Raw genomic sequence first — 16,559 nt, 5'->3', positions numbered from 1 at the left:
GATCTGGTCGCTTACTTGCTGGCCGCGAGCTCCTTCTCGGCCGGAGCGGCCGGAGCGGCCTGCGCGACGATCTTGGGGGCCGGACCGGCAGCCTCCTGGAACGCCACGAACGGCTTCTCCATCTCGGCAAGGCCCACGGTCTCGCGCTTGAGGAACATCGCCAGCGTCCAGTCGGTGAAGACCCGGATCTTGCGGTTCATGGTCGGCACCCGGCTGCCGTGGTACAGGCGGTGGAACCACCAGGCCGGACGGCCCTTCAGCTTGTACTTGCCGAAGAGGATCGCCACGCCCTTGTGCAGGCCGAGACCGGCGACCGCACCGAGGTTCTTGTGCTTGTACTCGGCCTGCGGGAAGCCGCGCATGCCCGAGATGACGTTGTCACCGAGCACGATCGCCTGACGGACCGCGTGCTGGGCGTTCGGCGGGCACCAGGCGCCCTCGCCGACGGCGAGGTCCGGCACCTGGGCGTTGTCGCCGGCCGACCAGACGTAGTCGAAGCCCTTGACCTGCAGGGTCGGGGCGGTGTCCACGTGGCCGCGCGGGCCCAGCGGGAGGCCGAAGTTGGCCAGCACCGGGTTCGGCTTCACGCCAGCCGTCCACACGATGGTGGAGGCGTCCGCCTCGACGCCGTTCTTCAGCACCACGTGCTGGTCGACGCAGGAGTCCATCGAGGTCTCGATGTAGATCTCGATGTTGCGCTCTTCGAGCTTCTCCTTGGTCCACAGACCGAGGTCCGGGCCCATCTCGGGGAGGATCCGGTTGGCCGCCTCGACGAGGATGAAACGCATGTCCTCGCGGCTGACGGTCTTGTAGATCTTCGCCGCGTCGCGGGCCATGTCCTCGACCTCGGCGATGGTCTCGACGCCGGCGAAACCGCCGCCGATCACCACGAAGGTCAGGGCCTTGCGGCGGATCGCCTCGTCCGTGGTGGACTCGGCCTTGTCCAGCTGCGCCATGACGTGGTTGCGGAGGCTGATCGCCTCCTCGACCGTCTTCATGCCGATGCCGTGCTCGGCGAGACCGGGGATCGGGAAGGTGCGGGAGACCGAGCCGGTCGCGACGACCAGGTACTCGAAGGGCAGCTCGTACGGGTCGCCGGCCGCGGGCTGGATGGTGGCGACCTTGCGGGCGTGGTCCACACCGGTGACCGCACCGGTGAGCACCTCCGCCTTCTTCAGGGCGCTGCGCAGCGGGGCGACGAGGTTGCGAGGCGCGACGTTGCCGCCGGCCGCCTCGGGGAGGAAGGGCAGGTACGTCATGTACGGCCGCGGGTCCACGACCGTGACGGTCGCTTCGCCATAACGCATCTTCTTGAGGATGCGCATCGCGGCATACAGGCCGACGTAACCACCGCCGACAATGAGGATGCGAGGACGCTCCGTGGTGCTCATATCGGAAAGTATCCACCCCCGCCCGGAGCGCCCTTCGTGAGGCCCGTCACAGACCTCTGGACACCCTCTGCTACACTACGCCGCCACATCGGGGGCCCCGACGGTGCGCCTCACGGCCGGATCCGTCGGGCGGTGAGCGCCGCGCGGGCAGCGGCCTCGCTGAGCAGCAACGATCCGGGCCGGACGGGGGTTCCCGGGCATCGTTTCGATTCCATCGGCGATCCGGAGGGCCCGCCTGGGATCCGCTGGAGGATCCGGCGACCCGGCCTTCGGTCCCGCATATCGGACGTAGCGGGCCGGCAGGTGCGTCGAAAGGCTGGATCGCCATGTGAAGAAATTCACGAACTTTCTCGCGACACGCCCCCAAGACCTCGGCCCCGGGGCGGCGGATGCCGTCCCGGGGCCGATTCGGTAAGGGGTGAGTGGGCTCAGGAGGCAATACTCCAGGCGATCCCGTCCAGGATGTCGTGCTCGCTGACCACCAGGTCGGCGGCGCCGGTCCGCTCCATGACCTCCAGCAGCACCAGGGCGCCGGCCGCGATCACGTCGACCCGGCCCGGGTGCATCACCGGGATCGCCGCCCGCTCGGCGTGGGTGGAGCTGAGCAGGCGGCCGGTCACCTCGCGCACCTGGTCGAGGGTCAGCCGGCTGTGGTGGATCCGCTCGGAGTCGTACGCGGGCAGCTCCAGCACGATGCCGGCCACGGTGGTGACGGTGCCCGCGACGCCGACCAGGGTGCCGGCGGCGTCCAGCGGGACGCTCTCGGCGGCCAGGTCCAGCGCTGCCCTGATGTCCGCCTTGGCCCGGGAGATCTGACCCAGCGTCGGCAGCTCGGCGGAGGTGAAGTGCCGCTCGGTCATCCGGACGCAGCCGATGTCCACCGAGCGGGCCGCCTGCACGTCCTGGATGCCCAGCACGAACTCGGTGGAGCCACCGCCCAGGTCGACGACCAGGTAGGGGGTCGGCAGGTCGGTGCCGGCGAGCTCCTTGGTGGCGCCGAGGAAGGACAGGTGGGCCTCCTCCTCGCCGGTGATCACCTCCGGCTCGACGCCCAGGATCTCCCGGACCCCGGCGGTGAACTCCTCGGCGTTCTCGGCGTCCCGGGAGGCGCTGGTGGCGGTCAGCCGGATCCGGTCCGGGCCGACGCCGTGCGCGGTGATCAGCGCGGCGTACTCGCGGCAGGCCGCGAAGGTCCGCTCCAGCGCCTCGGGCGCCAGCCGGCCGGTGCTGTCCACGCCCTGGCCGAGCCGGTTGATGACCATCCGGCGGTCCAGGTCGGTGATCTCGCCGGTCGCGGGGTCCAGGTCCGCGATCAGCAGCCGGATGGAGTTGGTGCCGCAGTCGATCGCGGCAACCCTGCTGACGGTCACTGGTCCTCCCCCTCGACCCGGGCCCGCTTGGCGGCGCGCTCGGCGGCCTTCTGCTCCTTGGCCGCGATCACGGCCTCGTGGTCCTCGGCGGCCGCCCGCTGCTCGGCGACCCGGGCGGCGCTCGCCTCGACCTCGGCCGGGGAGACGCAGGGCCCCTTGGCCCACCAGTCCTCCAGCATGCCGATCGCCTCGTCGCCCAGCGGGTTCACCCCGGGCCCGGCCGCCAGCGAGTGGCCGACCAGCACGTGCAGGCACTTCACCCGGTCCGGCATGCCGCCCGCGCTCGGGAAGCCCTCCAGCACCTCGATCGCGTCCCGCCGCGCGATGTAGTCCTCGTGCGCCTGCTGGTACGCGGCGGCCAGCTCCGGGTCCTCGGCCAGCCGGGCCGTCTGCTCCTTCATCACCCCGTCCGCCTCCAGGGTGCCGATCAGCGAGGCCGCCTTGGGGCAGGTCAGGTAGTAGAGCGTCGGGAACGGGGTGCCGTCCGGCAGCCGGGGCGCCGTCTCCACGACGTCCGGGTTGCCGCACGGGCAGCGGTGGGCGACCCCGCGCAGGCCGCGCGGAACGCGGCCGAGCTGGGCGGCGATGGCGGCGACGTCGGAGTCGGCGACGGGGGTGTGCTCAGTGGTCATCAGCGGTCTGTCTTCGGTGAGGGGCGGGGGTGAGGGGGGTGTGCTTCGGCGGCGGGCGGGGCCGGGCGCGGGGCGGCGTCGGCCAGGTCGACCGACTCCCAGAAACCGGCGTACCAGGGCTTGAAGGCCTTCGCCTGGGTGGCGGGCGCCGCACCGGTCGAGGAGGACTTGACGGTCGCCGAGGGCGACGGGTCCACCGACACGAACGGCGTGTCGCCCGGCAGCGCATAGTGCAGCCGCTCGCGGGCCTGCGCCTTCACGTACTCCGGGTCCTGCCAGCGGGCCCGGTCGCGGGTGAGCTGCTCGACCTGCTGCCGGACCTGCTCGGCCTGGGCCCGCTGCTCGGCCAGCTCGGAGCGCTGCGCGATGAACTGCCGCGCGGGGTAGGCGAGTATCGCCACCAGCGAGCACAGGACGAGCACGAGGACGGTGGCCCGGCTGGTGAACCGCGGCCGCGCCGCGAGCCCCGGAATCCTCCACCTGGCCATCTCGTACCCCTCCTGCGAACACTGGTGCCCCGGCCCCCACCCTACGGGGTGAGGACCGGGGCCCAGGTGCAACGGCCGTGTGTCAGCGGTGCTGGTTACTCCGCCGCCGGCGGTGCTGGTTACTCCGCTGCGCGACCGTGCTGGTTATTCCGCTGCGCGACCGTGCTTGTTACTCCGCTGCGCGGAAGCGGGGGAACGCCCCGCGGCCGGCGTACTCGGCGGCGTCGTCGAGGATCTCCTCGATGCGCAGCAGCTGGTTGTACTTGGCGACGCGCTCGGAGCGGGCCGGGGCGCCGGTCTTGATCTGGCCGCAGTTGGTGGCGACGGCGAGGTCGGCGATGGTGACGTCCTCGGTCTCGCCGGAGCGGTGCGACATCATGCAGCGGTAGCCGTTGCGCTGGGCCAGCTCCACGGCGTCCAGGGTCTCGGTCAGCGAGCCGATCTGGTTGACCTTGACCAGCAGCGCGTTGGCGGTGCCGGACTCGATGCCGCGGCGCAGGCGCTCCGGGTTGGTGACGAACAGGTCGTCACCGACCAGCTGGACCTTGTCGCCGAGCTTGTCGGTCATGGCCTTCCAGCCGTCCCAGTCCGACTCGTCCAGCGGGTCCTCGATGGAGACCAGCGGGTACGCGGCGACCAGCTCGGCGTAGTAGTCGATGAGCTCGGCGGAGGAGATCGCCTTGCCCTCGAACTGGTACGAGCCGTCCTGGTGGAACTCGGAGGCGGCGACGTCCAGGGCCAGCGCGACGTCCTTGCCCGGGGTGTAGCCGGCCTTCTTGATCGCCTCGGTGATGAGGTCGAGCGCCTCGCGGTTCGAGTCGAGGTTCGGCGCGAAGCCGCCCTCGTCGCCGAGGCCGGTGGACAGGCCGCGCTCCTTCAGCACGCCCTTGAGCGTGTGGTAGACCTCGACGCCCCAGCGGACGGCCTCGGAGAAGGACTCCGCGCCGATCGGAGCGATCATGAACTCCTGGATGTCCACGTTGGAGTCCGCGTGCGAACCACCGTTGAGGATGTTCATCATCGGGACGGGCAGCACGTGCGCGTTCGGGCCACCGAGGTAGCGGAACAGCGGCAGGTCGGAGGCCTCGGAGGCGGCGTGCGCGACGGCGAGGGAGACGCCGAGGATGGCGTTGGCGCCGAGCGAGGACTTGTCCGGGGTGGCGTCCAGGTCGAGCATGGCCTGGTCGATCAGGCGCTGCTCGGTGGCGTCGTAGCCGACCAGCTCCGGGCCGATCTGCTCGATGACGGCCAGGACGGCCTTCTCGACGCCCTTGCCGAAGTAGCGGTTCTTGTCACCGTCACGCAGCTCGAGGGCCTCGAACGCGCCGGTGGAGGCACCGGACGGGACGGCGGCACGGCCCGTGCTGCCGTCGTCGAGCCCGACCTCGACCTCGACCGTGGGGTTGCCGCGCGAGTCGAGAATCTCACGGGCTACGACGACATCAATGGACGGCACGAGGCATCTCCTTGCGGAAGCGGGATGTGTTGTCGTTTACGACCAGAGCCTAACCGCACCCGGCGGCCCGGCCGCGCAGACCTCGGCTCCGTCTCACCGTGTGACCTGACTACCCGCCGGTAGTTCACCTGAATGCCCGCAAACCAGGCCACTCCGACCGTTCCGGAGCGGCCCGGCCGCCTCCCGCGGGCCCGCCCGGCGCCCGGGCGGACCCGGGCGCGGGATCGACCGAGGGCGCGGGCTCAGCCCAGCCGCAGGACCTGGCCCGGCTCGATCAGGTCCGGGTCCACACCGACCACCGCCTGATTGGCCTGGTAGAGCCGCTGCCATCCGCCCTCGACGCGCTGGGCCTCGGCGATGGCGGACAGCGTGTCGCCCGGCGAGACGGTGTACGAGCCGGCATCCGGCGGTGCGGCGGCCGGCTCGGGCGCGGCCTGCGATTCGGCGCCCCGCGACGCGTTCTCCCTGGTCGCGGTGGGGCGGCTCGGCGCCGCGTCCCGGCCGGAGCCGTCGGCGTCCGCCCGGGCCGCCGGACCGCCCTTGGCCAGACCGGCCCGCAGCGAGCACACCGGCCAGGCGCCGGGGCCCTGCGCGGCCAGCACCCGCTCGGCGACGGCGATCTGCTGCGACTTGCTGGCCTGGTGGGCCTGGCCCGCGTACTGCGTGCCGCCGAAGGAGCGCCAGGTGCTGGGGGTGAACTGCAGGCCGCCGTAGAAGCCGTTGCCGGTGTTGATGCGCCAGTTCCCGCCGCTCTCGCACTGGGCGACCTTCTCCCAGGTGGAGACGGGTGCGGCGACCGCGGCGCCGGCGGTGAGCAGCGGCAGCGCCAGCCCGGCGCCGGCCACGCCGGCGGCGATGGCCTGCTCGGCCCGGGTCCAGCGACGGTGACAGCCCGTACCGGTGAAGAGCATGTGGTTTCCCTCTCCGAACGCCTGCGAGGTGAGCTGTCGGGTTCGGACCGGGAGGTGGCCCGGCCGCTCGGCGAGTCCAGGAGACGACCTGTGCTCGCCGGCGGCTTCACCCCAAGCCGTCGGGGACGGCAACAAACCTGGGTCCCCCGCCCCTGTCCTTGGTCTGGTCGGCTTCCCGGGTGCGGCGGACAGGATTCGGCGTTCCGCATCCGGGGCCCACGGCTGCGGGCTGCACGGAGGTTAGGCAGATCTGTCGGTCAATCACAAGCTCATATCGCGAACATCACGAGGAAATTACGAACATCGCCAGATCGTCCACCAACCATCTAGGTATGTCCTAGTTGATGACGGTTCTGCTGACGGGCCGACACGCGCGTTCGACACGCCGTCAGGGCGCGTCGCCGCGCGGTCGGGGCCCTTGGCCGTCCGCTCAGGAACGCGGGGAGAAGGTCACCGGAAGTTCGCGCAGACCCCGCATGATCAGACCGCCGCGCCAGCGCAGGGTGGCCGGATCCGCGGCGAGGGAGAGGTCGGGCAGCCGGGTCAGCAGGGTGGCGATCGCGAGCTGACCCTCAAGTCGGGCCAGCGGGGCGCCGATGCAGTAGTGGATGCCGTGGCCGAAGCCGAGGTGCGGGTTGTCCCGGCGGGCGAGGTCGAGGGTGTTCTCGGCGGCGAACCTGGCCGGGTCGCGGTCGGCCGCGGCCAGCACCACCAGCACCGGGTCGCCGACCGGGATGTCCACCCCGCCGATGGTCAGCGGGTGGGTGGCGAAGCGCCAGGTGGCCAGCTCCACCGGGCCGTCGTAGCGGAGCAGTTCCTCCACCGCGGTGGCCAGCAGCCCGCGCTCGCCGCGCCCGATCGACTCCTGGAGCAGGGCCCGCTGCTCGGGGTGGCCGAGCAGCGCGTACATCCCGTTGCCGATCAGGTTGACGGTGGTCTCGAAGCCGGCGAAGAGCAGGATGAAGGCCATCGCCGCGGCCTCGTTCTCGCTCAGGTGCTCGCCGTGGTCACTGGCCCGGATCAACCCGGAGATCAGGTCGTCGCCGAGGTCGGCGCGCTTGCGGTGGATCAGCTCCAGCAGGTACGCGCGCATCTTCTTGACCGCCCGGGCCACGCCGCCGCGCGGGCCGCCGCCGTGCCGGATCATCATGCCGGCCCAGTCCCGGAAGTCGTCCTGGTCCTCGGCGGGCACCCCGAGCAGGTCGCAGATGGCGTAGATGGGGAGCGGGAAGGCGAACTCGTGGATCAGGTCGGCCGTACCCCGGGCCGCGAAGTCGTCGATCAGCCGGTCGGTGAGCTGCTGGACCCTGGGCTCGAACTCGGCGACCCGGCGGGGGGTGAAGGCCTTGGAGACCAGGCGGCGCAGCCGGGTGTGGTCCGGCGGGTCGATGTTGAGCAGGTGGGTCATCAGGTCGGCCTGGCGCTCCCCCGGGATGCCGACCCGGCCGCTGCGGTGGGCCTGCTCGCTGTGGTGCGCCGGATTCTTGGAGAGCCGGCTGTCGGCCAGCGCCTGCCGGGCGTCGGCGTACCGGGTGACCAGCCAGGCGTCCACCCCGCTGGGCAGCGTGGTGCGGTGCACGGGGGCGTGCTCGCGCAGCCAGGCGTACGCGGGGTAGGGATCGGCGGCGAACTCCCACGTGAAGAGCTGCGGCTGGGTGGACTCGACGGATTCCGGCATGTCATGACCGTAACCTTTGCCTGCGCGGGCGTGAGTCTGGTCACCTGAGGGGTAATCCCTGTTGCGGAGGGTCGCTGCGTGCCTACGATCCTCCGACAATCATCTGTGGGCGGCTGTGCCGTGCGGTCCACGGGGTTTCGCTCTGAAGGAGGAGCAGGCCATGCGAGTAGCCGGGGCAGTGGTGGTCATCGCGGTGCTCGGCGGAGGATCGGGGGCCGACCTGGCCCGCCGGTTCGCCGCCGCGGGCGCGGCCGGGCTCCTGATCGCGGATCTCCACCCGGGGGTGGCCGAGGACCTGGCCACCGAGCTCGACCGGCCGGGCTGCCCGGTGGTCGGGGTGAGCGCGGACGTCCACCAGCCCAGCGACGTCGCCGCGCTGGTGGAGACCGCCCGCAAGCACCTGGGCCCGATCGACCTGTTCGCGGTGGCCGGGCCGGACGGCGAGCGGATCGTGGCGCTCGCCGACCTGCCCGACCACCTCGACCCGCTGGCCGAGCTGCTCGCGCTGGTCGGCGAGGCGATCAGCGAGGTCGTGCCGGCCCAGCGCCGGGCGCCGGCTCCGCTGTCGGCCGGCCCTGCGCTGGCGGGGCCACCGGCCTGAGCACGCCGTAGCGCTCGGCCGGCTCCCCGGCGGTGCGGGCCTGCTCCGGCCGGAGCAGGCACAGCAGGGTGTAGAGGAGCGCCGCGGCGCCGAAGGAGACCGGCAGGCTGAGGTCCACGCCCGCGGTCAGTTCGGCCAGCGGACCGACGTACAGCGGGTTGTTGACCCACAGCACGCCCAGCACGGCCCCGGCCAGGAAGGCCGCCACCGCCCGGGGGTTGAGCCCCCGGGTGTACCAGTACCGGCCGGCCGGTGCGTCGGCCGGGGCGAGCTCCACCGGGTGGTACCGGCCCCGGTGCAGCAGGTAGCCGGCGATCAGCACGGCGGCCCACGGCGCCACCGCGGTGAGCAGCAGCGAGACGAACGCGGACATCGAGTCCATCGCGTCGTAGACCACCGCCCCCAGGTAGAGCGCCAGGATCGAGGGCACCGCGACGGCCAGCGTCGCGGTCGCCCGTGAGGTGCGCCAGAACAGCGAGTTGACGGAGAGCCCGGCCGCGTACAGGCACAGGCCGCCCTGCGGGAGGGTGCCGACCAGCCCGAACACCACGATCACCGGGACGCTCCAGCCCGGCACGGCGTCGGTCAGGCCCTGCAGCCAGAGCGGGTCGGTGGGGAAGAAGGTCGTCACGTACGCGCCCACCAGCAGGGCGAGCACGCAGGTGAGGAACATGCTGCCGCCGGCCCACAGCAGTACCGGCCGGTCGCCGCGGCGCCCGGTCATGTAGCGGCTGTAGTCGCCCTGGAAGGTGGCGTACGAGAGCGGCGCCGCCGCCGAGGCGGTGGCGGCCAGCAGCCAGGTGGTCCCCGGGCTGCCGAGGGCGAGCTGCCCGCCCCGGTAACCGGGGTCGAAGCCGGGCGCCAGCACCACGACCAGGAAGAGCAGCATCAGGGCGCCGAGCACGGCGGTGGCCTTGTAGGTGCGGACCAGGGCGTTGTGCCCGAGCGCCGCGACCAGGACCACCGCGACCGCCGCGGCGGGCATCGCCAGGGCCAGCGGGCCGCGGCCGACCGGGGTGCCGATCAGCTCGTGCGCCGCCACCATCACGGCGGTGCCGCCGGTCCAGACCGAGATGGCGAAGAAGCCGATCGCCACCGCGATGGTGATCAGGTTGCCGAGCGCCCGGCCCCGGACGCCGAAGTGCGCGCCGCTGGCCATCGGGTCGTTGAGGCCGGTGCGCAGCCCGAAGCGCACCAGCGGCAGGACCATCAGGGTGCCCACCGCGACCCCGGCCAGGATCGCGGTGCAGGCGGCCCACCAGCCCAGGCCGTAGCTGACCGGCAGCGCGCCGAGCACGACGGTGCCGAAGCAGAACTGGGCGGAGGACCAGATCCAGCCGAACTCGCCGGGTCTGGAGGTCCGTTCGGACTCGGGTATCGGGTCGATGCCGTGCTGCTCGACCTGGGGGCCGCGGGCGGCCCCCAGGTCGGACAGTTCACGGCGGTCCGCCGTCACCTCGGCCCGTCGGCCAGGGCGGCGGCCTCGCGGCTGCCGTCCGAGCCGTCCGCGACCACGGCGACCACGCGCAGCGGGTCGCAGGCCGGGCCGGCGGTGCGCCGGCCGGAGTCGAGGTCGAAGGTCGAGCTGTGCAGCGGGCAGCGGATCCGCAGACTCTGCTCGTCCACGTACCCGAACAGCAGCCGGCCCTTGCGGTGCGGGCAGGCGGCCTGGACCAGCACCCGGCGGCCGGAGAGCTCCACCAGGACCAGCTCCTCCGTCACCTGCCGGATCCGGGTGGGGGCGCCGGCGGTCATGACGCCGCCCCCGACCGGGCCCGGGCCAGCGCGATCGCCGCCTCGTTGGCCTCGCCGACCACGGCACTGGTCAGCGTGACGCCCGCCCAGACCTTGGCCAGGTCCGCGCCGAGCTCCTCGTGGTAGGCACGGATCGCGGAGCGCATCTGGCGGCTGTGGTACTGGTCGATGTAGAGGTGCTCGGTGAAGTACTGGTGGTGCTGGATGCCGAGCCGCTTGGCCGCCTGGGCGAAGCCCTGGAAGCCGTACAGCACGCTGGCCTCGAAGTAGGCGTAGGCGCCGAGGAAGTACTCCGGCGACTCGGCCCGGGCGGCCAGCCAGTGGAACAGGTTGACGTAGGCGAGGCCGGCGGCTCCGGTCCCGTCGATGTAGTCCTCCAGCTCCAGGGACATCCCGAGCTCGGTGAGCAGATCCCGGTAGAGCTGGGAGTGCGCCTGGTCCTCGTTGCCGCAGCCGAGCTCGTCGATCAGCACCCGGAAGACGGCCATGCCCGAGCGGTACGGCAGCCGGGGCACCACCGGCAGCAGCGGCTGGGACTCGATCAGGCCGTCCACCGCGAACTGCGCGACCACGGTCTTGAACTCGTCCAGGGTGGCGGACAGCGCCAGGTAGTCCTGGCTCGGCGGGACCTCCGCCTGCTCCGCGGCGTGCAACTCGCCCAGCGCCTTCACCAGCTCCGCGAGGGAGCCGAACTCCGGTGCGGCTGCCACGTGTTCGGCGGCCAGCCGGCCGATCCAGGCCTCCTCGGCGGCCCGCATCCAGCCGTACTCCTCGGCGGTCGGCAGGCTGCGGTTGAGCCGGAACAGCCGGCGCTGGTCCCGGAGAAGAGCCTGCGCCTCGGTCTCCAGGGTGGCGGTCACCGCTCGGCCACCACGTCCGGGAAGGCGATCACCTGGCGGCGGTGCAGCTCCTGCTTGACGTAGCGGTACCAGTCGTCGCGGAAGATGCCGTACCGCTCGCAGGCCTCGTCGACCCTCTTCTGCACGTCCGGCGCGGGGTCGACCAGGACGGCGTTGCACAGCGCCGGGTCCAGGTTGGCCAGCGGGCCGATCATGCCGGCGATGCCGGGGACGTCGGAGAGCAGGTTCTCCCAGCCCTCGAACACCGGGATGTCCAGCGCCTGCGCCGCCCGCCGGGTGTACTCGGCGGAGCCGCTGGACTCCTTGATCCCGACGATGCCCGGGAGCTCGCAGATCCGCAGCAGGGTGTCCAGCTCGATCTTGTTCCCGGAGACCGCCTCCTCGTTGTAGAGGAAGAGCGGGATCGGCACCGCCTCGCGGATCCGGCGGTAGTGCTGGTAGATCTCCTCCTGCGAGATGTCCGACCGGAACGGGGTGGTCACCACGGCGGTGGCCGCGCCCAGGTCGAGGGCGATTCTGGCTCGTTCGACCACCGCCTCGGTGTCGGGGAGGTGGATGCCGGCCAGCACCGGCAGGCCGTCCGCGTACCTGACCGCGTAGCCGACCATGTCCCGCCACTGGGTCTCGCTCAGCTTCCAGCCCTCGCCGGAGCTCAGCGCCGGCATCAGGCCGGTGACCTCGGAGCGGATCGAGGAGATCAACCGGGCCACGCTCGCCTCGTGGACCCGGCCGTCGGCATCCACCGGGGTGACCAGCGGAGCGATGGTTCCGGAGTACGTCATGACTTCTCCTCTGGTCCGGAGTGCGGCACGCGCAGGGCGAGCGAGTCCTGGTAGAGCGGCTCCAGCAGGCCGGGGAAGACCGGCTCACTCGCCGGCGGCCCCAGCACCGTGACCGGCAGGCCTGGGCGGCCCAGCAGCTCCGGATCGGCGGTCACCAGGGTGCCGCCGCGGTTGACCACCTGGCCGAGCAGCAGCCGGCGGGTGAGCGGCAGGCCGGCCAGCTCCTCGCCGGCGGCCGCCGCGAGGTCGCCCTCCGAGTAGCCGATCCGGTCGATCCGCATGTCGGTGTGGAGGTTGTCCATGAACGGGTAGTACGCGTCCTGGACCTGCCGGGAGTACTGCCAGACCAGGTTGTCGCACCAGCCGACCTGCTCCAGGTTCAGCACCACCCGCTCGCCCAGCCGGCTGACGAAGAACTCCTTGAAGCTCCGCCGGACGGCCTCGTCGCTGCTGTGCATCGCCATGAAGGCGGTGCCGTCGATGAAGGTCTCAGAGTTGCTCATGACGCTTCAGCACCTCACGCAGCCGCTCCATCGCCGAGGCGAACACCTTGGGCTCCCGGGCCAGCGCGAGGCGGATGAAGCGCTCGCCGCGGCTGGGCTCGTTCCAGTAGAAGAAGGTGCCGGGCAGCACGTACACCTCGGAGTCGTACAGCTCGGCCTGCAGGGCCGAGGCGGTGAGGTGCTCGGGCTTGATCCGGAACCAGGCGACGCTGGTGTTGACCACCGGCGTCTGGTACTCCAGCACCGCGCCGTCCAGCGCCCACTCGGCGGCCCGGCGGTTCTGGGTGATGATCTCGCGGACCGACTCGAAGCCGTCCTCGATGGAGTCCTCGATGTACTGGGTCACCATGTTGAGGACGAACGGGGAGACGTTCAGCAGGACGCTGGTGTGCAGGTTGTAGACGTCCTCGTGGATGTTGCGGCTGGCGGTGATCATGGCGCACTTGGCGTCCTGGATCGGCCAGGTCTTGCCGGTGTCCTCGATCACCATGTAGGTGACGCCGGAGTCCTCCAGGAGCTGGTAGACGTCCACCCGCCCGATCTCCGGGTCGCACAGGGCGAAGGAGGCGAAGCAGAAGTCGATCATCAGCAGCTTGTCGTGGTCCACGCAGTAGCGGATGACCTCGCGGAAGCCGTCCAGCCCCTGCGCGAGCAGGGTGAAGCCGGTCGGGTTGTTCGGGTCGACCAGGTAGATGGCGTCCGTCCGGACGTTGGCGACCAGGCCGTCGTAGATGTCGGCGGTCTTCGCCAGCGTCTGCTCCGGGAGCGCGCTCAGCGGCACCTGCATGTTGCGCAGCAGGTCGGTGAGGTTGTCGAAGCAGGGCTCGATGAGCGAGACGGTCATGTCCCGCCGCTTGAGGTACATCGCGGCGACCATGGTCGCCACGCTGGCCGAGTAGGAGAGCAGCGTCCGACCCATCGCGCGCGCGGTGGGCTGGCGGTGCAGGCGGAAGAAGGCGTCGATGAACTGCGCCTCGAAGTAGGCCTGCTGGTTCTGCTCCGACTCGTACCAGAGCTCCGGCAGCCGGCCCACGATCTTGTCCTGGCTGGCCGACTGGCGCTGGTGGGTGTGCGCATCAGCCAGGTTGAACCTGGTCTTGAGTGCTTCGATCTCGTGCTGGGTCAGGTCCACGAAGGAGCTGACGTCGGAGGTGCTCGTATTCGACATAGCAATATCCCCCTTGCTGCTGATCGAAATGCGGATGATGAAGATTCGATCACCAGATCGGCCTTCGAATCTTCGAACATCACCCTAGAGGAGGTCCGGCTCGCTCGTGGTAACAGAACGATAACTTTGAATTTACATTCAGCCGCCGAGATTGGTTCGTGATGATCGCAAAAAGGCAGCACGAATAGGCACCCCGAGACTCTCGGGATGCCTATTCTTCGGTCGCTATGGAAATTCGCTCCGACCGGTCGGTCAGGCCGTCGCGGCGCGCTGGAGCAGCTCGTCGAAGGCCTTCGGGTCATCGCTCTCGATGACCGGCCAGCCGATGCCGTAGCCGCCCTCCCAGCGGACCTTGATGCCGGGGTTGGCGTGGTCCGTGCCGTCCGGCAGGAACAGGTGCGGGCTGCAGTTCACCCGGTCGGTCCGGGCGATCGCGGCCTGCGCGGACAGCTCGGCGCGGGCCCGGCCGTCGTCCAGCGCCGCCTCCAGCTCGGCGACGTCGACCACCTCGGCGGCCTTGGCGGCCTCCAGGATCACCTTGCGGTTGCTGATGCAGCGGGACTCCGCCCAGAACGCCCGGCGCAGCGCCAGGTCCAGCTGCTCGGCCGCCCGGAAGCTCTGCGCCTTGGCGGCCTGCACCGCTTCCAGGGCCGGCAGCGTGGTGGACGGGTACAGCCAGTCCTTGGCCTGCCAGAGCTGCCAGCCGGCGGCCGGCTCCAGGCTGGCGTTGCGGGCCACCTCACTGTCGGTGCCGGGCCGCGGGCTGGGCGCGTTGTTGAGCAGCTCCAGCGGGAAGGCCCGGTGGTCGAACCAGACCTTCCCGTCCAGGCCGAGCCTGGTCCGGGCGCTGTGCAGGCGGTGCACGGCGATGTGCGCGAACGAACACCAGATGTCGGAGAAGACCGTGATGACGCCCGGCGGCGGGGTCAGATCGGCTTCGGTCATGGGGTGGCTCCTGTCGGATGGTGCGGGTGCGACGTGCGATGCAGGTGTGTTCGGGGGTGCGGACGTGGCCTGCGGGGCCGGCCGGGGCGCGCCGGGCAGGCGGTGCGGGCCGGGGCTCATGACCGCAGGGCGGACTCGGCCTCGTGCGCGACCAGGGCCGCGTCGAGGTCCAGGTCCGCGTCGGCGAACCAGGCGGGGAGCGAGGGGATCTCGGACATCGCCGCGAAGAGGTCGTCCACCCGCCCCTCGACCGTGGGCCCGTGGGCGCTGAGCAGCCGGGCCGGACGCAGCCCGGCGATCTTCGCCAGGCCGCGCCGGAACTTCTCCTCGCCGGCCACCGCCGTCCACGGGGCGATGGCCCGGTTGAGTATCGAGAATCCGGCGAAGAACTCGTCCTCGGGTATTTCGGAGAGGTGCTGGGCGGACTCGGCGACCACCGTGCCGAAACTGTCCGAGCTGTACAGCGTCCCGTCCGAGTGGTCGAACAGCGCGACCGTTCCGGGGGAATCGTAGGTCGGTGGACGATGGAAGCTGATCGTCCGGTCGGGGAGTTTCCAGGTGCCTCCCGGATTGACCGTCACCACTCGCTCACCGGGGATGTGGAATTCCTCGCCCAGCCGGGTCAGCGATATCGGGTTGGTGATCAGCCGGGCCTGCGGCGCGGCCTCCAGGATCGCCGGCAGGCTGCCGGTGTGGTCGCGGTCGTCGTGCGTGACCACCACCCAGCGCAGGTCGGCCGGATCGATCAGCGACCAGAGCGCCTCCTGGAAGGCGGCCCGGTCCACCGGCATGCCGGTGTCGACCAGGAACGGCTCGGCGCCGCGGACCAGGAAGGCGTTGACCGCCTGCAGGCCGAGCCCGGGGATCGGCAGGTCCGACGGGATCACCTGGATGTCGGGACCGGCCTGGTAACTGTCTCTCATGGGATGGACCTCCGAGCTGGACGTCGACGGGACGGGCCGTCAGGACAACACCGGGCGGTTCAGGACAGCTGGATCGCGAGCGAGCCGCCGATCAGGCAGACCAGGCCGATCAGCCGGGTGGAGTTGAGCGCCCGCTTCGGCAGCCGGAACAGCCCGTTGTGGTCGATCACCGCGGAGGTGAGCTGCTGCCCGGTGACGGTGAGCGCGACCGTCACGGCCGCGCCGATGCTGGGGATGAGCATGAAGGTGCCGGTCACGTAGGCGGCCGCGCAGGCGCCGCCGAGCCAGCCCCACCAGGGCATCTTCTTCAGCGGGGCGACCTTCGGGGCCGGCGTGCGGTTGGTGAACCGCAGGGCCAGCAGGACCACCGCGATGGTCACGGTGGCGACCGTGAAGCTGATCGCCGCGACGGTGATCGGCGCGTTCAGGTCGGCCCGCAGCTTGGCGTTGATGGCGCCCTGGATCGGGAGCACCCCGCCGGCCACGATGCCCAGTGCCAGCCAGCCCACCCGGGCGGCGCCGGTCAGCTGCGCGGCGCCGGGCGCGGCGCCGGCGGCCGCCTTCAGCTGCCCCCGGACGATCACCACGATGCCGGCCAGCACGGCGATGGCGCCGAGCACGATGCCGATCCCGAGGGGCTTCTTCTCCAGCCCGAACAGGCCGAGCAGGTCGATCCCGAGCGAGGCGAACATCTGGCCGGTGACGAAGAGTCCGACGCTGACCAGGGCTCCCAGCCGTGGGAAGAGCAGGATGCCGCTGGTGATGTAGAGCGGGCTTGCCAGGCCGCCGAGCAGATGCCAGGTGTCGACGCCCGAGAGCTTGCCCAACGCGCCCAGGGTGCCGAAGACGGCGGCGATGATGATCAGGATGCCGGTGGCGACGCTGAGCTGGACGGTGGAGGCCCCGTACGGGGTCCCGACCGCGGAGTTCAGCTGCAGGTTCACCGACGCCTGGACGGCCAACAGGCAGCCGACCAGCAGGGCCACGGCGAGCAGCGCGCTGTGCATGACCTCGTCCTCTCGAAGGTAAGCGGACAGTGTGTCCATTTAGAGTACACGCCAACGCCCTAAGTGGACAGTCGCCTCAGTTTCTCCGG

The 16,559-nt window shown here is 71.2% G+C and carries 17 protein-coding genes and 1 riboswitch; of the genes, 1 reads left to right on the top strand and 16 read right to left on the bottom strand.

Translation table 11 applies throughout. The features are described 5' to 3' along the window. Positions 1-11: 11 nt before the first annotated feature. The 7 genes from AB0K43_RS17850 to AB0K43_RS17820 all read right to left on the bottom strand — a co-directional run bounded on the left by AB0K43_RS17850 (position 12) and on the right by AB0K43_RS17820 (position 7,926). Positions 12-1,391 (bottom strand): NAD(P)/FAD-dependent oxidoreductase, encoded by a 1,380-nt coding sequence (locus AB0K43_RS17850; protein WP_363640696.1) that lies wholly within the window; start codon positions 1,389-1,391, stop codon positions 12-14. Positions 1,392-1,819: 428 nt separating this feature from the next. Further along, positions 1,820-2,761, bottom strand: a complete 942-nt coding sequence (locus tag AB0K43_RS17845) for a Ppx/GppA phosphatase family protein (protein ID WP_363640694.1) — start codon at positions 2,759-2,761, stop codon at positions 1,820-1,822. Next, positions 2,758-3,393, bottom strand: coding sequence for a DUF501 domain-containing protein (locus AB0K43_RS17840; protein WP_363640692.1), 636 nt, complete (start codon positions 3,391-3,393; stop codon positions 2,758-2,760). The genes AB0K43_RS17845 and AB0K43_RS17840 overlap by 4 nt, the downstream gene beginning before the upstream one ends. After that, entirely contained in the window at positions 3,393-3,881 is a 489-nt protein-coding gene (locus tag AB0K43_RS17835; protein WP_363640690.1) for a septum formation initiator family protein, read from the bottom strand. The genes AB0K43_RS17840 and AB0K43_RS17835 overlap by 1 nt, the downstream gene beginning before the upstream one ends. Before the next feature lie 169 nt (positions 3,882-4,050). After that, on the bottom strand, positions 4,051-5,337 hold the full coding sequence (eno, locus tag AB0K43_RS17830) for a phosphopyruvate hydratase (RefSeq protein WP_363640688.1): 1,287 nt from the start codon (positions 5,335-5,337) through the stop codon (positions 4,051-4,053). A 242-nt stretch (positions 5,338-5,579) separates the two neighbouring features. Further along, complete coding sequence (locus AB0K43_RS17825) at positions 5,580-6,248, bottom strand: transglycosylase family protein (protein WP_363640686.1); 669 nt, start codon at positions 6,246-6,248, stop codon at positions 5,580-5,582. A gap of 4 nt (positions 6,249-6,252) precedes the next feature. Further along, positions 6,253-6,445, bottom strand: a riboswitch (cyclic di-AMP (ydaO/yuaA leader). Positions 6,446-6,678: 233 nt separating this feature from the next. Next, positions 6,679-7,926: a cytochrome P450 gene (locus AB0K43_RS17820; protein ID WP_363640684.1), complete on the bottom strand. Its 1,248-nt coding sequence runs from the start codon at positions 7,924-7,926 to the stop codon at positions 6,679-6,681. Between the two features lie 160 nt (positions 7,927-8,086). On the opposite strand from AB0K43_RS17820, the gene AB0K43_RS17815 reads away from it, so the two are divergent. Then, on the top strand, positions 8,087-8,527 hold the full coding sequence (locus AB0K43_RS17815; protein ID WP_363640682.1) for an SDR family NAD(P)-dependent oxidoreductase: 441 nt from the start codon (positions 8,087-8,089) through the stop codon (positions 8,525-8,527). Here AB0K43_RS17815 and AB0K43_RS17810 read toward each other — a convergent pair. From AB0K43_RS17810 to AB0K43_RS17770, 9 genes are all read right to left on the bottom strand, one after another. After that, positions 8,448-9,983: a cytosine permease gene (locus AB0K43_RS17810; RefSeq protein ID WP_363640680.1), complete on the bottom strand. Its 1,536-nt coding sequence runs from the start codon at positions 9,981-9,983 to the stop codon at positions 8,448-8,450. The two genes, AB0K43_RS17815 and AB0K43_RS17810, sit on opposite strands and share 80 nt — an antisense overlap. Beyond that, on the bottom strand, positions 9,980-10,282 hold the full coding sequence (locus tag AB0K43_RS17805) for a Rieske (2Fe-2S) protein (RefSeq protein WP_363640678.1): 303 nt from the start codon (positions 10,280-10,282) through the stop codon (positions 9,980-9,982). Before AB0K43_RS17805 ends, AB0K43_RS17810 begins: the two co-directional genes overlap by 4 nt. After that, a complete protein-coding gene (locus AB0K43_RS17800; RefSeq protein ID WP_363640676.1) occupies positions 10,279-11,142 on the bottom strand; it encodes an iron-containing redox enzyme family protein in 864 nt (287 codons plus the stop codon). The genes AB0K43_RS17805 and AB0K43_RS17800 overlap by 4 nt, the downstream gene beginning before the upstream one ends. Further along, the gene (locus AB0K43_RS17795; protein WP_363640674.1) at positions 11,139-11,924 is read right to left on the bottom strand and encodes a dihydrodipicolinate synthase family protein; all 786 of its coding nucleotides are present in this window, start codon (positions 11,922-11,924) and stop codon (positions 11,139-11,141) included. Before AB0K43_RS17795 ends, AB0K43_RS17800 begins: the two co-directional genes overlap by 4 nt. Then, positions 11,921-12,427: a DUF6190 family protein gene (locus AB0K43_RS17790; protein ID WP_363640672.1), complete on the bottom strand. Its 507-nt coding sequence runs from the start codon at positions 12,425-12,427 to the stop codon at positions 11,921-11,923. The genes AB0K43_RS17795 and AB0K43_RS17790 overlap by 4 nt, the downstream gene beginning before the upstream one ends. Further along, the gene (locus tag AB0K43_RS17785) at positions 12,414-13,595 is read right to left on the bottom strand and encodes an aminotransferase class I/II-fold pyridoxal phosphate-dependent enzyme (protein ID WP_363640670.1); all 1,182 of its coding nucleotides are present in this window, start codon (positions 13,593-13,595) and stop codon (positions 12,414-12,416) included. The genes AB0K43_RS17790 and AB0K43_RS17785 overlap by 14 nt, the downstream gene beginning before the upstream one ends. 252 nt (positions 13,596-13,847) lie before the next feature. Further along, complete coding sequence (locus AB0K43_RS17780; protein ID WP_363640668.1) at positions 13,848-14,540, bottom strand: DsbA family protein; 693 nt, start codon at positions 14,538-14,540, stop codon at positions 13,848-13,850. A 116-nt stretch (positions 14,541-14,656) separates the two neighbouring features. Beyond that, complete coding sequence (locus tag AB0K43_RS17775) at positions 14,657-15,463, bottom strand: MBL fold metallo-hydrolase (RefSeq protein WP_363640666.1); 807 nt, start codon at positions 15,461-15,463, stop codon at positions 14,657-14,659. 59 nt (positions 15,464-15,522) lie between these two features. After that, the gene (locus AB0K43_RS17770) at positions 15,523-16,470 is read right to left on the bottom strand and encodes a DMT family transporter (protein ID WP_363640664.1); all 948 of its coding nucleotides are present in this window, start codon (positions 16,468-16,470) and stop codon (positions 15,523-15,525) included. Positions 16,471-16,559 lie beyond the last annotated feature (89 nt).

Source organism: Kitasatospora sp. NPDC049258, from assembly GCF_040678895.1.
GTDB lineage: Bacteria > Actinomycetota > Actinomycetes > Streptomycetales > Streptomycetaceae > Kitasatospora.
Note: the sequence above shows the minus strand (reverse complement) of the source record. Positions and strands in the feature narration are given on the sequence as shown.

Excerpts from the sequence above, each read along its gene's own strand:
- AB0K43_RS17835 (WP_363640690.1), bottom strand. The coding sequence starts at position 3,881 with ATGGCCAGGTGGAGGATTCCGGGGCTCGCGGCGCGGCCGCGGTTCACC.
- AB0K43_RS17840 (WP_363640692.1), bottom strand. The coding sequence starts at position 3,393 with ATGACCACTGAGCACACCCCCGTCGCCGACTCCGACGTCGCCGCCATC.
- AB0K43_RS17825 (WP_363640686.1), bottom strand. The coding sequence starts at position 6,248 with ATGCTCTTCACCGGTACGGGCTGTCACCGTCGCTGGACCCGGGCCGAG.
- AB0K43_RS17815 (WP_363640682.1), top strand. The coding sequence starts at position 8,087 with ATGCGAGTAGCCGGGGCAGTGGTGGTCATCGCGGTGCTCGGCGGAGGA.
- AB0K43_RS17785 (WP_363640670.1), bottom strand. The coding sequence starts at position 13,595 with ATGTCGAATACGAGCACCTCCGACGTCAGCTCCTTCGTGGACCTGACC.
- AB0K43_RS17770 (WP_363640664.1), bottom strand. The coding sequence starts at position 16,470 with ATGCACAGCGCGCTGCTCGCCGTGGCCCTGCTGGTCGGCTGCCTGTTG.
- AB0K43_RS17850 (WP_363640696.1), bottom strand. The coding sequence starts at position 1,391 with ATGAGCACCACGGAGCGTCCTCGCATCCTCATTGTCGGCGGTGGTTAC.
- AB0K43_RS17780 (WP_363640668.1), bottom strand. The coding sequence starts at position 14,540 with ATGACCGAAGCCGATCTGACCCCGCCGCCGGGCGTCATCACGGTCTTC.
- AB0K43_RS17805 (WP_363640678.1), bottom strand. The coding sequence starts at position 10,282 with ATGACCGCCGGCGCCCCCACCCGGATCCGGCAGGTGACGGAGGAGCTG.
- AB0K43_RS17795 (WP_363640674.1), bottom strand. The coding sequence starts at position 11,924 with ATGACGTACTCCGGAACCATCGCTCCGCTGGTCACCCCGGTGGATGCC.
- AB0K43_RS17790 (WP_363640672.1), bottom strand. The coding sequence starts at position 12,427 with ATGAGCAACTCTGAGACCTTCATCGACGGCACCGCCTTCATGGCGATG.
- AB0K43_RS17820 (WP_363640684.1), bottom strand. The coding sequence starts at position 7,926 with ATGCCGGAATCCGTCGAGTCCACCCAGCCGCAGCTCTTCACGTGGGAG.
- AB0K43_RS17775 (WP_363640666.1), bottom strand. The coding sequence starts at position 15,463 with ATGAGAGACAGTTACCAGGCCGGTCCCGACATCCAGGTGATCCCGTCG.